Source organism: Pseudomonas sp. KU26590, from assembly GCF_026153515.1.
Classification (GTDB): Bacteria; Pseudomonadota; Gammaproteobacteria; order Pseudomonadales; family Pseudomonadaceae; genus Aquipseudomonas.
In genome coordinates, this window is the sequence record NZ_CP110644.1 from 1,524,463 (window position 1) to 1,542,896 (window position 18,434).

The following is an 18,434-nucleotide window of genomic DNA, read 5'->3' on the forward strand; positions in this document are numbered from 1 at the left end:
ACGGGAGATATTTCAAGCTGTTTCAGGGGAGGACCGCGTTGCGGCGTCAGAATGGCGAGGGGCAACTGCGCAACGGCTGCCTTCGTGTCGGAAGGCGGGTGTGCTACAGCGCCTCGCTATGAGTGCGCTGCGCCTGTTTCAGGTAGACCAGCAGCTCGCGCGCCGGAAGCGGCTTGCTGTAGAAATAGCCCTGACCTTCGTGGCAACCCTCGGAAATGATGTACGCCTCTTGCTCGGCGGTCTCAACGCCTTCGGCGATGACCTGCATGCCCAGGCTTTTGCCGAGCTGGATGATGGCGCGCACGATGGTCGCGTCGTCATCGTCATCGATCAGGTCCTGTACGAAGCTCTTGTCGATCTTGATCTTGTCCAGCGGCAGGCTTTTCAGATAGCTCAACGATGAATAACCGGTGCCGAAGTCATCAATGGCGATCAATGCCCCGGAGCGGCGCAGGCTCAGCAGGTGCTGCGCGGCGGTGGTGATGTCTTCCATCAGGCCGGTTTCCGTGACTTCCAGCTCCAGGCTTCGGGGCGGCAGGCGGTAGATCTGCAGCAGGTTGTTCACCACCCGCGGCAGTTCGGCGTGGTGCAGCTGGACGGTGGACAGGTTCACGGCCATGCGCAGGTCACTGAAGCCCTGATCGTGCCATTCGCGCAGCTGTTTGCAGGCCTGATCCAGCACCCACTCGCCGATGGCGATGATCGTGCCGTTCTGCTCGGCCAGCGGGATGAACAGGTCCGGCGGCACGAAGCCATGTTCCGGGTGAATCCAGCGGATCAACGCCTCGACACCGACCACGCTGTGATCGCGATAGCTGATCTGCGGCTGATAGACCAGATGAAACTGCTCGCGGGCCATGGCTTCGCGCAGGTCTTTTTCCAGCTCGCGACGCCGACGCATCTCGCTGTCGACGCTGGCGATATAAAACTGATAGCGATTGCGCGAGCGGGTCTTGGCCAGCGTCATGGTCTGTTCGGCTTTCTGCAGCAGCTTCTCGGTGCTGTCGCCATCTTCGGGGAACAGCGTGATGCCGATGGTGGCGCGCAGACGAATCTCTTGCTGATCGACGGCGAAGGGCGCTTCCAGATCGTCGAGGATGTTCTGCGCCAGCTCGGCGGCTTCGTAGGGCTGTTCGATATCGGCCTGAACCAGCGCGAACTGGTCGCCGCCCAGGCGGGCAAGGGCGCCGAGGCGTCCACTGTGGCTGCGCAGTCGATCGGCGAGGGCCAGCAGCAACTGGTCGCCGGCCTGATAACTGAATTGTTCGTTGATGCCTTTGAAGTCATCCAGGCCGACGCACAACACCGCGACGCGGTGCTGCACCTTTCCGGAGTCGACGAGGATTTTGTCCAGCTGCTTCTGCAGTTGCAGCCGGTTGGGCAAACCGGTGAGGAAGTCGTACTGGGCCATGCGCAGCAGGCTGGATTCCGCCTCGTGGCGCAGGGTGGTGTTGCGTTCGATGGACGCCAGCAGTTGATTGGCGGTGTTGACCCAGACCCCCAACTCGTTTTTTTCGTGACCTTTGAGCAAAGGCAGTTGGTGCTCGCTGGGGCGGTCGGGGTTGATGCTGGTCAGGTGCTCGATGATTCTGGACAGCGGTTTGGTCAGCAGCCAGTGATAAACCAGGTACAACACCAGCCCCATTGCCAGCGCGCGCAACACACCGGAGATGAAGATGATGAGGGAGTTTGTGAGGAAGGTTTCGCCGTAGGTGGCGGTGTCCAGGGTGATGCGCAGGTCGCCGTAATATTCGCTGTACGGGCTGCGGCCGACCAGTTGCGTGGTGAAGCTGCGTTCCTGGCCAAGGATCAGATCGGTCAGCCAGCGGGTGGGGGTGGCGTCGAGGTCGCGGGATTTCTCGGCGAGCACCGTCTCGTTGGGATGACCGATTGACGCCAGACGCACAGCTTTGTCCTGAAACAACCCTTCGATGACCTGCATGCCCATTTCCCGGTCCAGGCTATAGACGGCCTGCGTCGACGGGTCGCGAAACATGTCGAGGATACGCGCCGCATCCGAGGCAACGGCCTGGCGGGTTTTGTACGCGTCGTAGACGATCTGTGCGCAACTGAGCACGACCCCCACAATCAGCGCTGAAAGCAGCACAACGCGAAGCAGCTTCACCGACAAGCTGTGTTTGAGTTCCAGCTTCAAATGGCCATTCCTTCATCCATGCTGATAGCGGCTTGACTGCGTTCAAACACTGTCAATGCAGGCATTCGTATCAGGCGCTTCTGGCTTGCGCGTGACCCCATCAATCGGGAAAACAGTTAATACGCAGACCACTCAGGCTATCGGCACTGTGTCGGTCATACCCTGGGAAAACTTGAGCCCAGCCGTTTGAATCAGCACGAAATTTGATAGTAGTCCGCTGCCGCTTCCAGACAATACATAAACGACAAACAGAAGGCGAAAAAAAACCCGGACGTGCCGGGCTTTTTTTTATTCGAGCATTCAAGCATTTATCAGGCGGTGAAGCTTTTGCCTTCGAACTGCTCGGCAACGAACTTCCAGTTGACCAGGTTCCAGAACGCCTCGACGTACTTTGGACGCAGGTTACGGTAGTCGATGTAGTAAGCGTGTTCCCAGACGTCGCAGGTCAGCAGCGGGGTGTCGCCGCTGGTGATCGGGTTGCCGGCGCCGATGGTGCTGGCCAGTGCCAGGGAGCCGTCAGCTTTCTTCACCAGCCAGCCCCAGCCGGAGCCGAAGGTGCCGATGGAAGTTTTGCTGAATTCTTCCTTGAACTTGTCGAAGGAGCCGAAAGCAGCGTTGATCGCGTCAGCCAGAGCGCCAGTCGGTTGGCCGCCGGCGTTTGGCGCCAGGCAGTTCCAGTAGAACGTGTGGTTCCAGACTTGAGCGGCGTTGTTGAAGATACCGCCCGACGAGGTCTTGACGATTTCTTCCAGAGTCTTGCCTTCGAACTCGGTGCCTGGCACCAGGTTGTTCAGGTTCACGACATAGGTGTTGTGGTGCTTGTCGTGGTGGTATTCCAGAGTTTCCTTGGAGATGTGCGGTGCCAGAGCATCATGTGCGTACGGCAGCGGAGGCAATTCAAAAGCCATGGTAATTCTCCTAATCAGGTCAGTTGCGGTTTGCGCAAGGCCGATCACGGGCGGCCAGACAGAACTTACGCTGGCGAGTTTGTACTCTTTGCAGCGCAGGGGCTGGATCATAGCACCGGCCCCTGACCTTAACCACGCAACAACTGTGTGGGATAGAGGTTCCAGAGCATTGCGCTGAAATGACCGAGTGCAGGCAGCGGTCGCTCTGGCCAACGGGTGGCACGGCCGCAACTGGGCAAAATTTCTCGGCACCCATCGGTATTTTGTTAAAAAGATTGACGGGTCAAGAGTCGAGGGTGTTTCCCCGTCCTGCTGTTTCGCCTTGCGGGCGGGAGCGCAGCGCCCGTTATCGTGCCTGCTGGCCGGTGATTAATGTGAGGACCCCGCCTGTGGATCTACGAGAACCGGACCGTCGGGGACACCCCATTTGTTGAGCGCATAGCCAAGCGCAGTAGCAATTAAAATGAAAATTGAAAGGCTTTCCAGAGGGGGCAGTGGTGCGTTGGAGAGGATCACGCTGACTGACCCGGCAGTCACGAACATGATGGTGCCGCCCGCTGCAGAAGACGCCCCCGCTTTTTCGCTGAACATCTCCATTGCGCGCGAGGCCGCTGCTGGCCTGACGAGGGTAGTTCCAATCGTGCAGATAATCATTGGGATGGCGACCGTGGCAATCGAAAGCTGAAGTTGAATCATGCTGACCATGATCAACCCGGACAGCCCCGAGATCGCCAACCCTATCTTTATCTGGGCATCGATGACCAAGGTCCTGGATAGCCGTGTAGCGACCAATCCCCCTACCACATACGCGGCTCCATAAAGTAACAGCACAAGCGCGTAGGCAAGAGACGATACCTGCAGTGTATCCAGGAAAATAATGGGGGAGACGGCGATAAAGCCGAAGTGGCAAGAGAATGCCAGCGCGGACGTTAACCAGGAACATACAAAGGGCCTGAAGGTAACAATGTCTGCGTAGCGCGCCACGATATTGAGTTTCTCGTCTCGAGCGGATAACGGCAGATCCTGCAAGTTAGGAAAATAGAAGATGATCTGGCCTAGAAGAATGAACGCCAGGGTTGCAAATAAGTAAAAACTTCCCTGCCAGTCCAGCGCATATTGCAGATACGTCCCGAGCAAAGGTGAGAAGGAGATGCAGATGCCGCTTAAGGAAAGCAAATAGATACGAATTCTTTGCCGGTCTTCGACAGTGAATACATCCTGGACGATGGCCTGGGCTAGCACAAAGCACCCGCACCCAGCGCCTTGCACGACCCGCGCTATGGCGAAGGCGGTTTGAGTGTTTGAAAGTAGGCATCCCATAACACCCATCAGTGATATCACAAGCCCGATTTTCAACATGATGGGCCGTCCATACTTATCTGAAAGAGGCCCGATCAAAATTTGTGAACCGGAGAACCCCACTGCGAACATTGCAACAAAAAGCGTCACCTCATTTATCTTCATTCCAAAGGCATTTGCCAGTGCAGGGTAGGAGGGGAGCATCACATCAAGGGGGAACATGCCCAGCACAACCATTAACGAAAGCAGAAACAATGCAGACTTTTTTGAGGACGGTCCGGCCGGTTTGTTCATGGTCTATTCAACTGTCGTTTAGTGAGAGAAGTCCAGCATCAACGAAGCGTTCTACATTCTGAGTGTCTTTAAAAAAACCGCTGCGCTTCATTGCCGTTATTGTCGCGGTGCAGCCCGCTTTTGCTCTGACTCGGTGTGGCAAAGCTCCTTGTTGCCGTTCATGGATAATCCGCGCGCTGGTATCGTCAATGCCCACACATCTAAGGGTTTCATACAGCCATGATGTATGCAGTCTAAAAAACTCGTAAATGGCGTGGATGATGAAGGTTGAAATGAACGTCTGCTGAGCAGTCGACGCGCGTTGCCAGACAATGCTAAACAGATTGGAAAAATAGAGAGAGTGTTTTAGTTCATCCTCTAGGTGGTCACGAAGCATCAGGTAGACGGGTTGGTATATAGTTGCCTTGGAGATTTTGAGGAATTCTTTGGTGATCACGGTCTCTGAGACGAAGCCGATGATGAACCAGGCCAGTTCAGTGTGGACCGGGTCAACGGTGCGTGCCAGTGCACGAATATTCTGAACACGCTCAGACGCTATCTCGCGGTTCTCGATACGGTAAACAGTGCATACTTGATTAGCCACGGCTGCTGAAATCACGGCATGGTAGGCTTCATCTGCATACAATTTCAGCCCTGTCAGCTTCAGCGCCGGAGATAATCCAAAACCGACTCGATCATGGGCGATTGAGAGAATCGAGCGATTGACAATCCGAGTCTCCAGTTCAGTTGTATAGTCTAAAAACATCACTAGATACCTCGCCAGCAATGCCTGCCTGACCTCTTCTCCGCGGGAGTGAACGGCTTCGTCAGCCAGCCAGGGAAGCGCGGTTGGCACAAACCAGTCCTTGCGGAGTTCTCCTTCCCGTGTCCAGCCTGAAAGGTCATAGGCATAAGGTTGCGAGCGTACGGTAGAAGCCTTGTCCCAGTCTCCAAAGACCATCAGCGCGTCGCGTTCAGTCTTGGCACAGCTGTTAATCATCATTGGGTACTCTCCCCGTTGGCGTGCAGTTCTTCCAGGGCTGTCGGCATATCCCGGCCAGTGCTGACGCCGGCACCGACAAACAGAAGGGGTGCTGACCGGTCGAGATGATTCATGACTGGCTCCAGACAGGATTCATCAATCGCTGCAGAGACCCACGTACCAAGACCCAATGAAGTCGAGACGAGCTGCACGGTTTGCGATATATGACCTGCATCAAGAAGCGCTACGCGGTAGGCTCTTGAATGAGGATACTTCCACCAGAGGCGGTCGAACTGGCAGGTTAGAAAGATTCCGAAGGGGATGTCCTCTGCGAAAAACTGTCCATTGAGTGCTCTACCTATACTAAAGTCACGGTCGCTGCTGATTAACTCCAAACGGTGGCACGCAGGATTGTAGTAATAGAACCCTGCAGGAATCTCTGCCACGTTTCTGATGTAAACGTATCCGTCGATCGAGTTGAGCCCACCGCCTGAGGGACTGCTCCTGCGATCTCGCAGCCCCTCGGGACACAGCTTACTAACGTCGGCAGACCGCGAAGGTAAGTAAGCGAGGGAGTAATAAAGTATCGACTCAAGTTGTTTTTTTGTGATCGCCTCCTGCAGGAACTCTCTTACGCTGCGACGTTGGAGTAATGTCTGTTGCAGGTCATGGGTTTGAGCGGTGCCAGGGACATCCAACTCAATGCTATTTATTATCTTCCTGCCTTGAGCTTCATGCCTTAATTTTGGAACAGGCACTTCGACTGCGTTGTCGCAGGCAGCCTGGTACGCAATTGCCCACTCCCGAGTGTTGTTTGGCTGCTCTGCATAGTCGATACGACTTGTCCCAAAATGGAAAATCTTGGAAAGATCATCCCACCCCCAATCAACCACGGGAAATGAATGCTCCGCCAACAGACCCGTCGCGAGCAGGTCATGATCGATTGCATGATCCTTGTCCGGATCTTCATGGGGATTCTGACTGAGGTGCAATAACCGTGAAAGGTACGCTTGGGGAATGGAATACTGCTTGTGCGCAGCGTAGTCCCATAGCACCAGTTGGTTGTTCTTGATCAGGAAAAAAATGGTTGAGCTGATATAGGATGGCACTGTTCTCTTCCATGAGGCACTTTAAAAGAAAAAAAGCCCGGAAGTATCACTTCCGGGCCCGCACGTCACTTGCTCGGCGTTTTCACCGGGCTTGCAAGTTGAGTCCAGTTTGCCAAGGCTTTAGATTCAAGATTGATAACGGTCATGGTGCTTTCCTTATCTAATTGACGGGCCGAACCATTCGGCAGCGCTAGATTTGAATATATTTCCATGTGTGTCAACAATGTAATTAGAAAGTTTAAATTCATATTTTGGTGCGTTGCGGGTGCGCGGTGCACAATCGAGGTGCTTGAACTTTATGCCATCGGTAGGTGGTTGTTGATGTTCAATATTTTTGTGCGCCAAGTGAGTGCGGGGGTTATAAGCAACTCTCTTGCGACAGAAATATACGGCCGGATTGTCAGGTCAGTGATGTCATGCCCGGTGTTGGCGAGAAGCCTGATTACGCCGTTCTGATCAACTGCACCGCCACGCTGAACATCATCATCGCGACCATCAGGTCCAGCAGGCGCCAAGTAGTGGGGCGTGCCAGCCACGGGGCCAGCCAGGCAGCGCCGATCGCCAGCGTCGAAAACCACAACACTGAAGCGCTGGCCGCCCCGGCCACATAGGCGCCGGGCACTGCTTGCTGTGCGCCAAGCGAGCCGATCAGCAGCACCGTATCGAGATAAACGTGCGGGTTCAGCAAGGTCACCGCCAGGGCGGTCAGCAGTACCGCGCGGCGTGAGCGCTGGCCGTTGATATCGCCCTGAGCGAGGCTCTGCGGCGACAACGCGCGGCGCAAGGCCATGGCGCCGTACCACAGCAGAAACACCACGCCGCCCCAGCGCGCCACCGCCAGCAGCGTGGGGTTATGGGCCAGCACATTGGCCAGCCCGAACACGCCGGCGGCCACCAACAGGGCGTCGCACACGATGCACAGCAAGGCCACGGAAAGGTGGTGTTCGCGACGCAGACTTTGCGCCAGCACGTAGGCGTTCTGGGTGCCGATGGCCATGATCAGCCCGAGGGAAACCAGCAGGCCGTTGAGGTAGCTTTGCCACATGATGTCGGGCCTCGTTCAGTTCAGGGGTGGACGCGATCAGGCGCTCGTGGCCAGTGTGCGCAAGGTGGTCATGGCCTTCTGCGCGTCGTCCTTACCCACGAAAAGGTGGTCGTGGTAAAAGCCCGCGACTACGTTGCAACTGATGCCCGCCTGGCCCAGTGCGCTGGCGAACGCTGCGGTCAGCCCGACTGCCGCCAGTGAGGAATGCACGGTCAGGGTGATCCAGGCCATGACGTAATCGCAGTCCAGGCCCAGTCGCTGTGCCTGGCTGCGTTCGAGGATGATGGTCAGGCCCTCGCGCTCCCGGAAGCTGCCGATCACCTCGACGCCCTGCACCTGGCTGCCGTCAGCCACTGTGCAGAACACGTAGTCACCGTCGTTCAGTTCGGGGTCCATGCTGCGCAGCAATGCGTTGAGAGAGGTTTCGCCAGTCATTGTTAGTTCGCCGTTCATTGAGGGTGTGCCGTGAATCAGTGTTGGCGATTGTTGCTCTACACCGAGTATAAGAAAAACCAATAAAACTCATCACCCATTAGAGAAACTGATGTTCGACTACAAACTGCTTTCCGCGCTGGCGGCGGTGATCGAGCAAGCCGGCTTCGAGCGTGCCGCTCAGGTGCTCGGCCTATCGCAGTCGGCGGTATCCCAACGTATCAAGCTGCTGGAGGCGCGGGTCGGTCAGCCAGTGCTTGTCCGGGCGACGCCGCCCACGCCGACAGAGATCGGCCGCAGGCTGCTCAACCATGTGCAGCAGGTGCGCTTGCTGGAGCGGGATCTGCAGAGCGTGGTGCCGGCGCTGGATGAAGGCGGCATGCCCGAACGTTTGCGCATCGCGCTGAATGCCGACAGCCTGGCCACCTGGTGGGCCCTCGCGGTCGGGGACTTCTGTGCCGAGCATCAATTGCTCACGGATCTCGTGGTCGAGGATCAGGACGTCGGCCTCAAACGCATGCGCGCCGGTGAAGTGGCCGCGTGTCTGTGTGGCAGTGAACGGCCGGTGGCGGGGGCGCGGAGTGTATTGCTCGGGGCCATGCGTTATCGGGCGTTGGCCAGCCCTGACTTTATTGACCGGCATTTCCCACAGGGCGTGACGCCGCAGGCGGTGGCCGGATCGCCCGCGCTGGTGTTCGGCCCGGATGATTTCCTGCAGCACCGCTACCTCGCTTCCCTGGGGGTCGAAGGCGGTTTCGAGCATCATTTGTGTCCTTCTTCCGAAGGTTTCACGCGCATGGTCGAAGCCGGAATGGGCTGGGGCCTGGTGCCGGAATTGCAGGTCCGTGGGCAATTGGCGAGCGCTCAGTTGGTCGAGTTGCTCGCCGATCACTGCATCGATGTGCCCCTGTACTGGCATCATTGGCGCAATGGCGGTCGGTTGCTCACAGAGCTGACGGACCATCTGGTGAAAAAAGCAGGGCAGTGGCTGGTGCCGTTGCAAGCCAAGTGAGCGTCAACAGGCGACGCAGCAGATTGTGGGATCGTTGCAGAACAGCCGCGGCGATCACAGGCAAAAGAAGATTAATCGGAGCAGGCAATGAAAATTCTGGTCACCGGCGCAGGCGGCTTCATCGGCGGACGTTTCGCGCGTTTCGCGCTGGAGCAAGGCTTGAGCGTCCGGGTCAACGGCCGCCGCGCTGAGGGTGTCGAGCATCTGGTACGGCGCGGCGCCGAGTTCATTCAGGGCGATCTCTGCGATCCGGAGCTTGTTCACGCGCTGTGTGACGACGTCGAAGCCGTGGTCCATTGCGCGGGGGCGGTCGGCACATGGGGACGGCGTCAGGACTTCCATCAGGGCAATGTTCAGGTCACCGAAAACGTCGTGGAAGCATGCCTGAAACAAAGCGTCCGGCGGCTGGTGCACCTGTCGTCGCCGTCGATCTATTTCGATGGCCGATCGCACCTCGATATCCGTGAGGAGCAAGTGCCCAAGCGCTTCGGCAATCACTATGCCGCGACCAAATATATGGCCGAGCAGAAGGTGTTTGGTGCCGAGGAGTTCGGTCTGGAAGTCATCGCCTTGCGCCCGCGTTTTGTGACGGGCGCGGGTGACACGAGCATTTTCCCGCGACTGCTGCAGATGCAGCAGAAGAAGCGCCTGTCGATCATCGGCAACGGCTTGAACAAGGTCGACTTCACCAGCATTCAAAACCTCAATGAAGCGCTGCTCAGCAGTCTGCTTGCCGCAGGGTCAGCGCTGGGCAAGGTTTACAACATCAGTAATGGCGCGCCGGTCCCGCTCTGGGACGTGGTCAATTACGTCATGCGCCAGATGGAATTGCCGCCGGTGAGGCGTTATCGGTCTTACGGCCTGGCGTACACCGCCGCAGCCATGAACGAGGCAGCGTGCCTGATTTGGCCGGGGCAACCTGAACCGACGCTGTCGCGCATCGGGATGCAGGTGATGAGCCGGGATTTCACGCTTGATATCAGTCGCGCCAGGCATTATCTGGATTACCAGCCTGACGTCAGCGTGTGGACCGCCCTCGACGAGTTCTGCGGCTGGTGGAAAGCCCAGCACGGCGTCGCGTTGTAAGAGACGTCAACATCCGTGGTTATACTGCGAGCCATTCAGATTCAGCGGTTTTTTCAAAGGTAGACCCATGCGCAAAGATCCCTATGACGACGTCGACGACGTCCCGAGCCTCAGCGCCAAAGACGATGACGATGATTTTCTGCCGCCGCCCGGCGCCCGCGAGCGCACGACCGTGTATTCCCGCGATACGCCGGTGGTGAAGGTGAAGGCGCCCGGTACCGGTGCGTTGTGGGCGTTGATCTGTGTGCTGTTTATCGCGTTCTGCGGCCTGGGCTGGTGGAGTTTTCAACAGGTCTCGTTGATGGAGCAGCAACTGGTGGCGACGCAGGAAAGCTTCGCGCGGATCAGTGAGGAGGCGGCCGGGCGCTTGCAGGATATTTCCGGCAAGGTGGTGGCGACGGAGTCGATGGCGAGCAGCAGTGAGGCGTTGAAAGCGCAGATCAAGCAGTTGCAGGATCAGTTGGCTGATCAAGGCAAGCAGCAGCAGGGTGTGGCGGGTTTGCAGGGCGGGCTGGACAAGCGGCTGGAGCAGATCAGTACGCAGAGTGCACAGCAGCAGGCGGTCAATCAGCAGTTGCAGGATCAGTTGAAGGCGGTGGCGACTGAGCTGGCGGCGTTGAAGGCGGCGGTTCCGGATGGTAAGTCGGTGCAGTCGAGCCAGGATCGTCTGGACAATGAGCTCAAGAGCCTCAGCGCTGATGTGGCGAATCTGAAGAAGAGCAACAACAGCCAGGCCATCGAGCGTCTGGAGCAGGACATGATTGTGCTCAAGAGCGAGCAGGATAATCGTCCCGCGGCAGCGGCTTCGTCTGGTGCCAGCACGGCGGAGTTTGATGCGTTTCGTGGTCAGATGACGCGGACGATCAATACGTTGCAGAGTCAGATTCAGACGTTGTCGCAGCAGATGAGTGCGCGGGGGCAATGATTCGGGTAGTCCTGGGTGACGGCGTGTATATCCATCATCTCGGTGTTGCTGAGTGTGGTTCCGCCCTTACGGCGGGTCACTTTTTCCAAGAGCCGAAAAAGTAACCAAAAAGGCCCTGCTCCTGGTTGGGCCCGACTTCGTCGGGTTCCTTCACTCCTGTCTCGCTCCGTGGGCCCGCGCCGAACGGACATCCCTGTCCTGACGGCGCTCTCGCCGCATCCATGCGGCTCGGCCCACTGCGCGAAACCTGCGTTCAGCCTGCACCCAAGTCGCGATCGGCGGTGTCTGGGCTTTTTGCGCAGGAAGATCAAAAGCAGATCAAGAGCTTCCCGGCTGAAGCCGGTCCTACTGGTTGTACGGGGCTTTGCATGCTGATTGTTCCCACGCTCCGCGTGGGCATCATCCCGTGACGCTCCGCGTCACCTGAAGCCGGGCCCACTGACTGCACGCATCGCTTTTCGTGGGACCGGCTTTAGCCGGGAAGGGGCCAGTGAGTGCGCCATCAGTTTTATTGTTAAAACCGGCCTGACGCTCTGCGCGGGAATGCATCCCGTGACGCTCTGCGTCCTTCCCGCTTACAGCGTCGGGTAATCCAGATAGCCTTCGGCGCCTTTGGCGTAGAAGGTTTCAGGATGAGGCTCGTTCAGCGGGGCATCTTTGGCCAGACGTGCCGGCAGGTCGGGGTTGGCGATGAAGGGCACACCGAAGGCGACGGCGTCGGCTTTGCCGCTGGCGAGCCAGGCGTTGGCGCTTTCTTTGGTGAATTTCTCGTTGGCGATGAACACGCCGCCGAAGGCTTCTTTCAGGCGTGGGCCCAGGCTGTCGTCGAGTTCACGTTCGCGGGCGCAGATGAAGGCGATGCCGCGTTTGCCGAGCTCGCGGGCAACATAGGTGAAGGTCTCTGCCAGGTTGGCGTCGCCCATGTCGTGGGCATCAGCGCGGGGTGCCAGGTGCACGCCGACGCGGCCAGCGCCCCAGACTTCAACGGCGGCGTCGGTCACTTCCAGCAGCAGACGCGCGCGGTTTTCCAGCGAACCGCCGTAAGCATCGGTGCGGGTGTTGGTGCTCGTTTGCAGGAACTGGTCGAGCAGGTAACCGTTGGCGCCGTGGATCTCGACGCCGTCAAAGCCGGCAGCCTTGGCGTTTTCGGCACCGACGCGGTAGGCGTCGACGATTTCTTCGATTTCCGCCAGTTCCAGCGCACGCGGGGTGACGAAGTCAGACAGCGGACGCACCAGGCTCACGTGGCCTTTTGGCTGTATGGCGCTCGGTGCAACCGGGGTTTCGCCGTTCAGGTAGGTCGGGTGGGAAACGCGACCCACGTGCCACAGTTGCAGCACGATCTTGCCGCCGGCCGCGTGCACGGCTTTGGTGATGTTGGACCATCCGCGCACTTGATCATTGGACCAGATGCCCGGGGTGTCGGGGTAGCCAACGCCCATCGGCATGACCGACGTGGCTTCGCTGATGATCAGACCGGCCGAGGCGCGCTGAACGTAATACTCGGCCATCATCGCGTTGGGTACGCGGCCTTCGTCGGCGCGGCAACGGGTCAGCGGCGCCATGACGATGCGGTTTGCCAGTTCCAGGTCACCCATCTTGATCGGGTCAAAAATCGTGGTCATCGTGAAATCCTCAGTGCAGTCGGTAAAAGGTGGATCCGCAGGTTTCAAATTCGGTAAATCAGTTCGTCGCAGGGGCCATTTCGGCATCGCTGCGCTGACGGAAATTGATCAGCGTGACCAGCAGCGCGAGTACCGCCAGTGCGCCGGCTGCCAGCGGCACGGTGGTCAGGCCGAAACCGTGGGCGATGACGCTGCCGCCGACCCAGGCGCCCAGCGCGTTGCCGACGTTAAAGGCGCCGATGTTCAGAGTGGACACCAGATTGGGCGCGGCCTTGCCGAAGGTCACCACGTTGATCTGCAGGGCAGGCACGGCGGCGAACGCGGCAGTGGCCCAGAGGAACAGGGTGATCTCAGCCGGAATCAGCGCCGTGCTGGTCCAGCTCAGCACCGTGGAGATCACCGCCATGGCGATGAATACGCCGATGAGCGTGGCGGCCAGTCGGCGGTCGGCGAGTTTGCCGCCGATGATGTTGCCCAGGGTCAGGCCGAGGCCGATGAGCATCAGCGTCCAGGTCACGCCCAGCGGTGAGACGCCGGTGACTTCGCCCAGCAACGGCGCGACGTAGGTGAACAGCGCGAACACGGAAGCCGCGAACAGCGCGGTCATGCTCAGCGACAGCCAGATGCCCACGCCTTTGAGCGCAGCCAGTTCGGCACGCATGTCGAGTTTCTCTTCATCGCGTTTGCTCGGCAGGAAGCGAATCAGGCCGATGAACGCGATGACGCCAATCACCGTGACCGCGTAGAACGTCGAGCGCCAACCGGCTTGTTGCCCCAGTGCGGTGCCCAGCGGCACGCCGAGTACGTTGGCCAGGGTCAGGCCGGTGAACATCAGCGCGACGGCCGAGGCGCGGCGATTGGCCGGGACCAGGCCCGCTGCTACCACCGAGCCGATGCCGAAGAACGCGCCGTGGCACAGCGCGGTGACCACCCTGGCGAACATCAGGATGTTGTAGTCCGCCGCCACAGCGCAGAGCAGGTTGCCGATGATGAAGATGCCCATCAAGGTGACCAATGCGCCTTTGCGCGGCAGCCTGGCGGTGGCCATCGCCATGAATGGCGCGCCGATCGCGACGCCCAGGGCGTAGCCAGTCACCAGCCAGCCGGCGCCGGGAATACTGACGCCCAGGTCGCTGGCGACGTCGGGGAGCAGGCCCATGATGACGAACTCGGTCGTCCCGATAGCGAAGGCACTCAGGGCCAGAATGAGGAGTGAAAGGGGCACGTTGGGTCTCCTGAAAGGCGGGTATGTGGCGAAGGGCTTAAAGCCGCTGCGTCAGTTGCTGCAAGAACGTCTGAATGACGTCTTCGTTGCGCTTGAAAAAATGCCACTGGCCGTGTTTGTGGCTGGTGATCAATCCCGCTCGTTGAAGCGTTGCCAGGTGAGCTGAGATGGTCGACTGCGACAGACCGGCGCGCTGGTCGATCTGGCCGGCACAGACACCGTTGTCGATCATGTGTCGCTGATCGGGGAAGGTCGTGGCAGGGTCTTTGAGCCAGTCCAGAATCTGCCGGCGAACCGGGTGGGCCAGGGCTTTGATGATGTCGTCAATGTCGATGTCGGTAGGCATGTCGTTCTCAGTGCAGGTGCGCTGTATCGCGATGGGGCGAACCTTATATCTGTAAATCGCGATATACAAATATGAATAGGTGCTTAGCACTGGCTAAATCGTTATATCGGGTTATAACGATAGGGTGCTGGCTTGATCTATGGGTGGAGCGTTCACAGGCAATCGCGCTTTACAGGCGCAGGGAATGTGGCGACTGTACGAGCGTCATTGCGAATGACTCCCCGCACATGCAGCGGAATCCGTCGCGAAAAGAAGACCCGCAGCAATAAGGCAAGCACCATGAATTACCTCGCACACCTGCACCTGGGCGGTCAGGCGCCGGCGCAATTGCTGGGCAGCCTGTACGGCGATTTTGTCAAAGGGCTGCTGCCCGGGCGTTTCCCGGCCGACATCGAGAGCGCGATACGTCTGCATCGGCGAATCGACGCATTCACCGATTCGCACCCGCTGATCAAGCAAGCACTGGGGCGCTTTCCCGATGGCCGTCGGCGTTATGCCGGCATCGCGCTGGATGTGTTTTTCGACCATTGCCTGGCGCGGGACTGGCACGTGTATTCCGACGAGCCGCTGGATACCTTCACCCGCAAGGTTTACCGCGTGCTGGCCGACGAGCCCGCGTTGCCGGAGCGTCTGGCGCTGATTGCGCCGCGCATGGCAGCGCAAGACTGGCTGGGTTCGTACCGTGAATTTGCGGTGGTGGGCGATGCGCTGGCTGGCATCTCGCGACGCCTGTCACAGCCGGAAGGGCTGGCCGGCGTCTATCAGGAACTGCACGCGCTGTATCGACCGCTTAGTGACGACTTCAGCGCGTTTTACCCTGAGCTTCGGGCGTTTGCTCAAGCGGCTTTGGCGGCGGAACGTACCATCGCCGGTTGAACCGTCTCGCCGAACAGCGCGACCTGCACCGCCTGCTGGGCTTCGAACGCCAGTGCCGCGCGTTCTTTACCTTGGGACGCGATGGGCGAGAGCAGCTGGATGTGCACCTCACTGACCTCATTGGCAAACAACCGACGCAGGTGCGAGAGGAGGTCATCGTCGCCAATGAACGGCGCAATCTGATCCGGCTGGCCGTCACGCACATATTGAATGGCAACCGGCTGCACCGGCACGGCGGTTTCAATCGCGCTGGACAGCAGGCGCCCGTGAAACGTACGCAAACTGCGGCCGTCCGTGGTGGTGCCTTCCGGGAAGAGCACCAGCGAATGCTTGCCGAGCAAGTGCTGGCCCATCTGCTTCTGAATCAGCTTGCTGTCGCCCGAGCCTCTGCGGATGAACAGTGTCCCGGCTTTCAACGCCAGCCAGCCCGCCACCGGCCAGGTGCGCACTTCGGCTTTGGACAGAAACGACAGTGGTGCCAGCATGCCCAGCAGCGGGATGTCGGTCCACGACACGTGATTGCTCACCCACAGCATCGGCTCGCTCGGCAGCTTGCCGCTGACTTTCACGCGAAACGGCAGCGCGGCACTCAGGCGCGCCATGAACCAGGCGGTCCAGCGCTGGCGACGGACCATGGAATTACCGATACGCAGGCGCTCCATCAGGGCAAAGGTGCCGGCGATGCTCAGGCCCAGCGCAATGACCCACAGCACCCGCATCACGCGCGCATGACTGCGCCACGTGCTCATCACACCGCTGCCTTGAAGTGGCGGGCGTAGCGGGGGCACAAGTCGTCACGTTTGAGCAGGATGAAGACGTCGGCGACCTGGAAATCTTCGTCCCAGCACGGTTCGCCGCAGATCTTCGCGCCCAGGCGCATGTAGGCCTTGAGCAGCGGCGGCATCTCGCAGATTACGTTGTTGGGCAGGTCCAGCGTCGGCAGGGGATTCTTCGGTTCGGCGCGCAGGTGCTCGGTGCACAGATAACGTTCGCGCAGGCGTTGCATGATCGCGTGGGCCTGAATGCCGCCGTCCTGCATCGGAATGCTGGCGCAGCCCATCAGGTAGCTGTAGCCGCCTTCGTTGAGGATCTCGGCCAGTTCGCTCCACAACACGGCGATGGTGCCGCCATTGCGGTAGGACGGATCAACGCAGGTCCGACCCAACTCCAGGATTGGGCCCTGCAAATGCCGCAGGCCGTGCAGGCTGAATTCTTCTTCGCTGTAGAATTTGCCCAGGGTGCTGGCGGCCTTGTGGTCCAGCAAACGGGTGGTGGCGACCAGGCGACCGCTGCTCAGGTCTCGCACGCCGATGTGCATGCAGTGAACGTCGTAATCATCGATATCCAGGCCCAGCTCGGCCCCCTTGAGCTTGGCGTTGAATTCACCACTGAACACACTGAAGCGCAAAGCCTGTGCTTCCTGCAGGGCCTTCTCACCGACCAGGCGTTCTGCCTGCAGGCGACGTTCGGTTCGGGTGTCTCGAATGCTGGCGATCTGAGTCATGCGGCATCTCCGTAATCCAGCCTTCGTCCAGGCGGGTCGACTGATTGTTCGAGCATTGCTGTCCGAATTCAGGCTAGGGAGAGGCCGTGTCACCACTATTAAACTTTGGTGATGGTTGCGTGACAGGGGTTTGGGTTCCCTGAGCTGTCATTTTTGACTGCTAAGGTTGCCTTCATCCGAGCCCGAGACCCTTCCATGACCCGTCTGCTGTTTGCCCTCGCGTTGTCGCTCGTCACCTGTGCTGCTGCCGCCGAAACCTGGCCCTCACAGGACTGGTCGACGCAACCGGTCAGTCGAAACGCTGCCGTGGGTGCCCTCGAGACTTACGCCTTCCCGCCCCGCGACGAGGTTGAACGCAAGGGCGTGCGCACAGACGCGCTGCTGATCATTCACGACGGCGAAGTGGTGTATGAACGCTATGGCGGCGTGACCCGGGCAGACACCCCGCACCTGACCTGGTCGATCAGCAAAAGCATCCTGGCCAGCGTGCTGGGCGTCGCCTTTGGTGAAGGCCGTTTCAAACTTGAAGACCCCGTCGCCCGGTTCTACCCGCCGTTCGGCGCGCATCCGGATATCAAACTTCAGGACCTGCTGCACTGGGCTTCTGGGCTGGACTGGCAGGAAGATTACGAATACGCGCCGCTCAACTCGTCAGTCGTGGCGATGCTTTACACCCTAGGTCGCGGTGACATGGCGCGATACACCGCCGAACACGTTGCCGCTAGTGCGCCCGGCACTTCATACCGCTATTCCAGCGGCGACAGCACAGTGCTCGCCGCTGCGCTGAAAGGCATGGTCGGCGACAGCGCTTACGCGGATTACCCGTGGACTGCGTTGTTCGACCCGCTGGGCATCACCAGCGCCACATGGGAGCGTGACGCCACCGGCACTTTTGTCGGGTCGTCCTACGCGTACATGACGGCCCGTGACCTGGCGCGCATTGGCCTGCTGATGGAACGCGGCGGGCGCTGGCAAGACCGCCAGTTGCTGCCCAGGGCCTGGGTTGATTTCAACCTCACGCCGTTCAAATCCCTCACCCCGACCCCAACCGATGAAGCCCCCGGCGGTCAGTGGTGGCTGAACAAGACTGCCGATGGCAAACCTGGCCCGTGGCCAGACGCACCGGCCGACACCTTTGCCGCCCTCGGGCATTGGGGGCAGGCGCTTTACGTGATTCCCAGCGCAGGACTGGTGATCGTTCGGTACGCCGACGATCGCGACGGCAGCTATGACCACAACCAGCTGCTCAAGCTGGCGCTGAAGGCGGTGACCGGGGAGGGTGATCAATGAACGCTCGTAAAGCATTTATCCGACGCCGCCCGTTCAGCAGTCTCGGCCTATTGGTGCTGCTGATCATTGCCGTCCTGATCTGGAACTGGCGCGTTCAACTGCAGGTGTTCCCCAGCATCATCAGCGCCTACACCGCCAAGGAATATTGCTCGTGTCGCTTCGTCATGAACAACCCGGCGGAGTACTGCCACAGCTACGTCAAACAGTGGTTGCCCAGCACGATCAACGAGGACGCCCTGAACAAGCGCATCACCGCCACCGGGCTTGGTCGGGAGAGCGAAGCGCGCTGGGAAGGCCAGCGCCAGGGCTGCCGGTTGTCATCGCCGGTGCCGTAGAACGTTG

General features: G+C 59.4%; 18 protein-coding genes. 6 read left to right on the plus strand and 12 right to left on the minus strand.

Going from position 1 to position 18,434, the window contains the following annotated elements; genetic code table 11:
* Positions 1–103 precede the first annotated feature (103 nt).
* From OKW98_RS06935 to OKW98_RS06965, 7 genes are all read right to left on the minus strand, one after another.
* Positions 104–2,155: a putative bifunctional diguanylate cyclase/phosphodiesterase gene (locus OKW98_RS06935; RefSeq protein WP_265388505.1), complete on the minus strand. Its 2,052-nt coding sequence runs from the start codon at positions 2,153–2,155 to the stop codon at positions 104–106.
* 311 nt (positions 2,156–2,466) lie between these two features.
* Positions 2,467–3,063, minus strand: coding sequence for a superoxide dismutase (locus tag OKW98_RS06940; protein WP_065992213.1), 597 nt, complete (start codon positions 3,061–3,063; stop codon positions 2,467–2,469).
* Positions 3,064–3,432: 369 nt separating this feature from the next.
* On the minus strand, positions 3,433–4,656 hold the full coding sequence (locus OKW98_RS06945; protein WP_265388506.1) for an MFS transporter: 1,224 nt from the start codon (positions 4,654–4,656) through the stop codon (positions 3,433–3,435).
* 7 nt (positions 4,657–4,663) lie between these two features.
* The gene (locus OKW98_RS06950; protein ID WP_265388507.1) at positions 4,664–5,638 is read right to left on the minus strand and encodes a diiron oxygenase; all 975 of its coding nucleotides are present in this window, start codon (positions 5,636–5,638) and stop codon (positions 4,664–4,666) included.
* On the minus strand, positions 5,635–6,726 hold the full coding sequence (locus OKW98_RS06955; protein WP_265388508.1) for a SagB/ThcOx family dehydrogenase: 1,092 nt from the start codon (positions 6,724–6,726) through the stop codon (positions 5,635–5,637). The genes OKW98_RS06950 and OKW98_RS06955 overlap by 4 nt, the downstream gene beginning before the upstream one ends.
* A gap of 442 nt (positions 6,727–7,168) precedes the next feature.
* Positions 7,169–7,771, minus strand: coding sequence for a LysE/ArgO family amino acid transporter (locus OKW98_RS06960; RefSeq protein ID WP_265388509.1), 603 nt, complete (start codon positions 7,769–7,771; stop codon positions 7,169–7,171).
* A 36-nt stretch (positions 7,772–7,807) separates the two neighbouring features.
* Entirely contained in the window at positions 7,808–8,206 is a 399-nt protein-coding gene (locus OKW98_RS06965) for an ACT domain-containing protein (RefSeq protein ID WP_265388510.1), read from the minus strand.
* Between the two features lie 109 nt (positions 8,207–8,315).
* Here OKW98_RS06965 and OKW98_RS06970 point away from each other — a divergent pair, with 109 nt between their 5' ends.
* The 3 genes from OKW98_RS06970 (at position 8,316) to OKW98_RS06980 (ending at position 11,226) form a co-directional block, all read left to right on the plus strand.
* Positions 8,316–9,215, plus strand: a complete 900-nt coding sequence (locus tag OKW98_RS06970; protein ID WP_265388511.1) for a LysR family transcriptional regulator ArgP — start codon at positions 8,316–8,318, stop codon at positions 9,213–9,215.
* Between the two features lie 87 nt (positions 9,216–9,302).
* A complete protein-coding gene (locus tag OKW98_RS06975) occupies positions 9,303–10,301 on the plus strand; it encodes an NAD-dependent epimerase/dehydratase family protein (RefSeq protein ID WP_265388512.1) in 999 nt (332 codons plus the stop codon).
* 67 nt (positions 10,302–10,368) lie between these two features.
* Positions 10,369–11,226: an ATPase gene (locus OKW98_RS06980; protein WP_265388513.1), complete on the plus strand. Its 858-nt coding sequence runs from the start codon at positions 10,369–10,371 to the stop codon at positions 11,224–11,226.
* 575 nt (positions 11,227–11,801) lie between these two features.
* Here OKW98_RS06980 and OKW98_RS06985 read toward each other — a convergent pair.
* Genes OKW98_RS06985 through OKW98_RS06995 form a run of 3 tightly spaced genes read right to left on the minus strand, consistent with a single transcriptional unit; the run spans position 11,802 to position 14,422 of the window.
* Positions 11,802–12,851: an alkene reductase gene (locus OKW98_RS06985; protein ID WP_265388514.1), complete on the minus strand. Its 1,050-nt coding sequence runs from the start codon at positions 12,849–12,851 to the stop codon at positions 11,802–11,804.
* 58 nt (positions 12,852–12,909) lie between these two features.
* The gene (locus OKW98_RS06990) at positions 12,910–14,076 is read right to left on the minus strand and encodes an MFS transporter (RefSeq protein ID WP_265388515.1); all 1,167 of its coding nucleotides are present in this window, start codon (positions 14,074–14,076) and stop codon (positions 12,910–12,912) included.
* A 37-nt stretch (positions 14,077–14,113) separates the two neighbouring features.
* Entirely contained in the window at positions 14,114–14,422 is a 309-nt protein-coding gene (locus OKW98_RS06995; RefSeq protein WP_265388516.1) for an ArsR/SmtB family transcription factor, read from the minus strand.
* Between the two features lie 279 nt (positions 14,423–14,701).
* Here OKW98_RS06995 and OKW98_RS07000 point away from each other — a divergent pair, with 279 nt between their 5' ends.
* Positions 14,702–15,298 (plus strand): ACP phosphodiesterase, encoded by a 597-nt coding sequence (locus OKW98_RS07000; protein WP_265388517.1) that lies wholly within the window; start codon positions 14,702–14,704, stop codon positions 15,296–15,298.
* On the opposite strand, the gene OKW98_RS07005 is transcribed toward OKW98_RS07000, so the two are convergent.
* Together OKW98_RS07005 and olsB are read right to left on the minus strand one after the other, a co-directional pair.
* Positions 15,259–16,047 carry a lysophospholipid acyltransferase family protein gene (locus OKW98_RS07005; RefSeq protein ID WP_265388518.1) on the minus strand — a complete coding sequence of 263 codons (789 nt, stop codon included), beginning with the start codon at positions 16,045–16,047 and terminating at the stop codon, positions 15,259–15,261. The two genes, OKW98_RS07000 and OKW98_RS07005, sit on opposite strands and share 40 nt — an antisense overlap.
* Positions 16,047–16,802 carry an L-ornithine N(alpha)-acyltransferase gene (gene olsB / locus OKW98_RS07010; protein WP_265388519.1) on the minus strand — a complete coding sequence of 252 codons (756 nt, stop codon included), beginning with the start codon at positions 16,800–16,802 and terminating at the stop codon, positions 16,047–16,049. Before olsB ends, OKW98_RS07005 begins: the two co-directional genes overlap by 1 nt.
* Positions 16,803–16,997: 195 nt before the next feature.
* Between olsB and OKW98_RS07015 the strand changes: the two genes are divergently transcribed.
* Both OKW98_RS07015 and OKW98_RS07020 read left to right on the plus strand, forming a co-directional pair.
* Complete coding sequence (locus OKW98_RS07015) at positions 16,998–18,092, plus strand: serine hydrolase domain-containing protein (RefSeq protein WP_265388520.1); 1,095 nt, start codon at positions 16,998–17,000, stop codon at positions 18,090–18,092.
* Positions 18,089–18,427, plus strand: a complete 339-nt coding sequence (locus tag OKW98_RS07020; RefSeq protein WP_265388521.1) for an amidase — start codon at positions 18,089–18,091, stop codon at positions 18,425–18,427. Before OKW98_RS07015 ends, OKW98_RS07020 begins: the two co-directional genes overlap by 4 nt.
* The last annotated feature ends 7 nt before the right edge of the window (positions 18,428–18,434 follow it).

What these genes read in the sequence shown, in the direction of transcription:
- OKW98_RS06940 (WP_065992213.1), bottom strand. Translation starts at nt 3,063, where the DNA reads ATGGCTTTTGAATTGCCTCCGCTGCCGTACGCACATGATGCTCTGGCA.
- OKW98_RS06945 (WP_265388506.1), bottom strand. Translation starts at nt 4,656, where the DNA reads ATGAACAAACCGGCCGGACCGTCCTCAAAAAAGTCTGCATTGTTTCTG.
- OKW98_RS06950 (WP_265388507.1), bottom strand. Translation starts at nt 5,638, where the DNA reads ATGATGATTAACAGCTGTGCCAAGACTGAACGCGACGCGCTGATGGTC.
- OKW98_RS06960 (WP_265388509.1), bottom strand. Translation starts at nt 7,771, where the DNA reads ATGTGGCAAAGCTACCTCAACGGCCTGCTGGTTTCCCTCGGGCTGATC.
- OKW98_RS06965 (WP_265388510.1), bottom strand. Translation starts at nt 8,206, where the DNA reads ATGACTGGCGAAACCTCTCTCAACGCATTGCTGCGCAGCATGGACCCC.
- OKW98_RS06970 (WP_265388511.1), top strand. Translation starts at nt 8,316, where the DNA reads ATGTTCGACTACAAACTGCTTTCCGCGCTGGCGGCGGTGATCGAGCAA.
- OKW98_RS06975 (WP_265388512.1), top strand. Translation starts at nt 9,303, where the DNA reads ATGAAAATTCTGGTCACCGGCGCAGGCGGCTTCATCGGCGGACGTTTC.
- OKW98_RS06980 (WP_265388513.1), top strand. Translation starts at nt 10,369, where the DNA reads ATGCGCAAAGATCCCTATGACGACGTCGACGACGTCCCGAGCCTCAGC.
- OKW98_RS06985 (WP_265388514.1), bottom strand. Translation starts at nt 12,851, where the DNA reads ATGACCACGATTTTTGACCCGATCAAGATGGGTGACCTGGAACTGGCA.
- OKW98_RS06995 (WP_265388516.1), bottom strand. Translation starts at nt 14,422, where the DNA reads ATGCCTACCGACATCGACATTGACGACATCATCAAAGCCCTGGCCCAC.
- OKW98_RS07000 (WP_265388517.1), top strand. Translation starts at nt 14,702, where the DNA reads ATGAATTACCTCGCACACCTGCACCTGGGCGGTCAGGCGCCGGCGCAA.
- OKW98_RS07005 (WP_265388518.1), bottom strand. Translation starts at nt 16,047, where the DNA reads ATGAGCACGTGGCGCAGTCATGCGCGCGTGATGCGGGTGCTGTGGGTC.
- olsB (WP_265388519.1), bottom strand. Translation starts at nt 16,802, where the DNA reads ATGACTCAGATCGCCAGCATTCGAGACACCCGAACCGAACGTCGCCTG.
- OKW98_RS07015 (WP_265388520.1), top strand. Translation starts at nt 16,998, where the DNA reads ATGACCCGTCTGCTGTTTGCCCTCGCGTTGTCGCTCGTCACCTGTGCT.
- OKW98_RS07020 (WP_265388521.1), top strand. Translation starts at nt 18,089, where the DNA reads ATGAACGCTCGTAAAGCATTTATCCGACGCCGCCCGTTCAGCAGTCTC.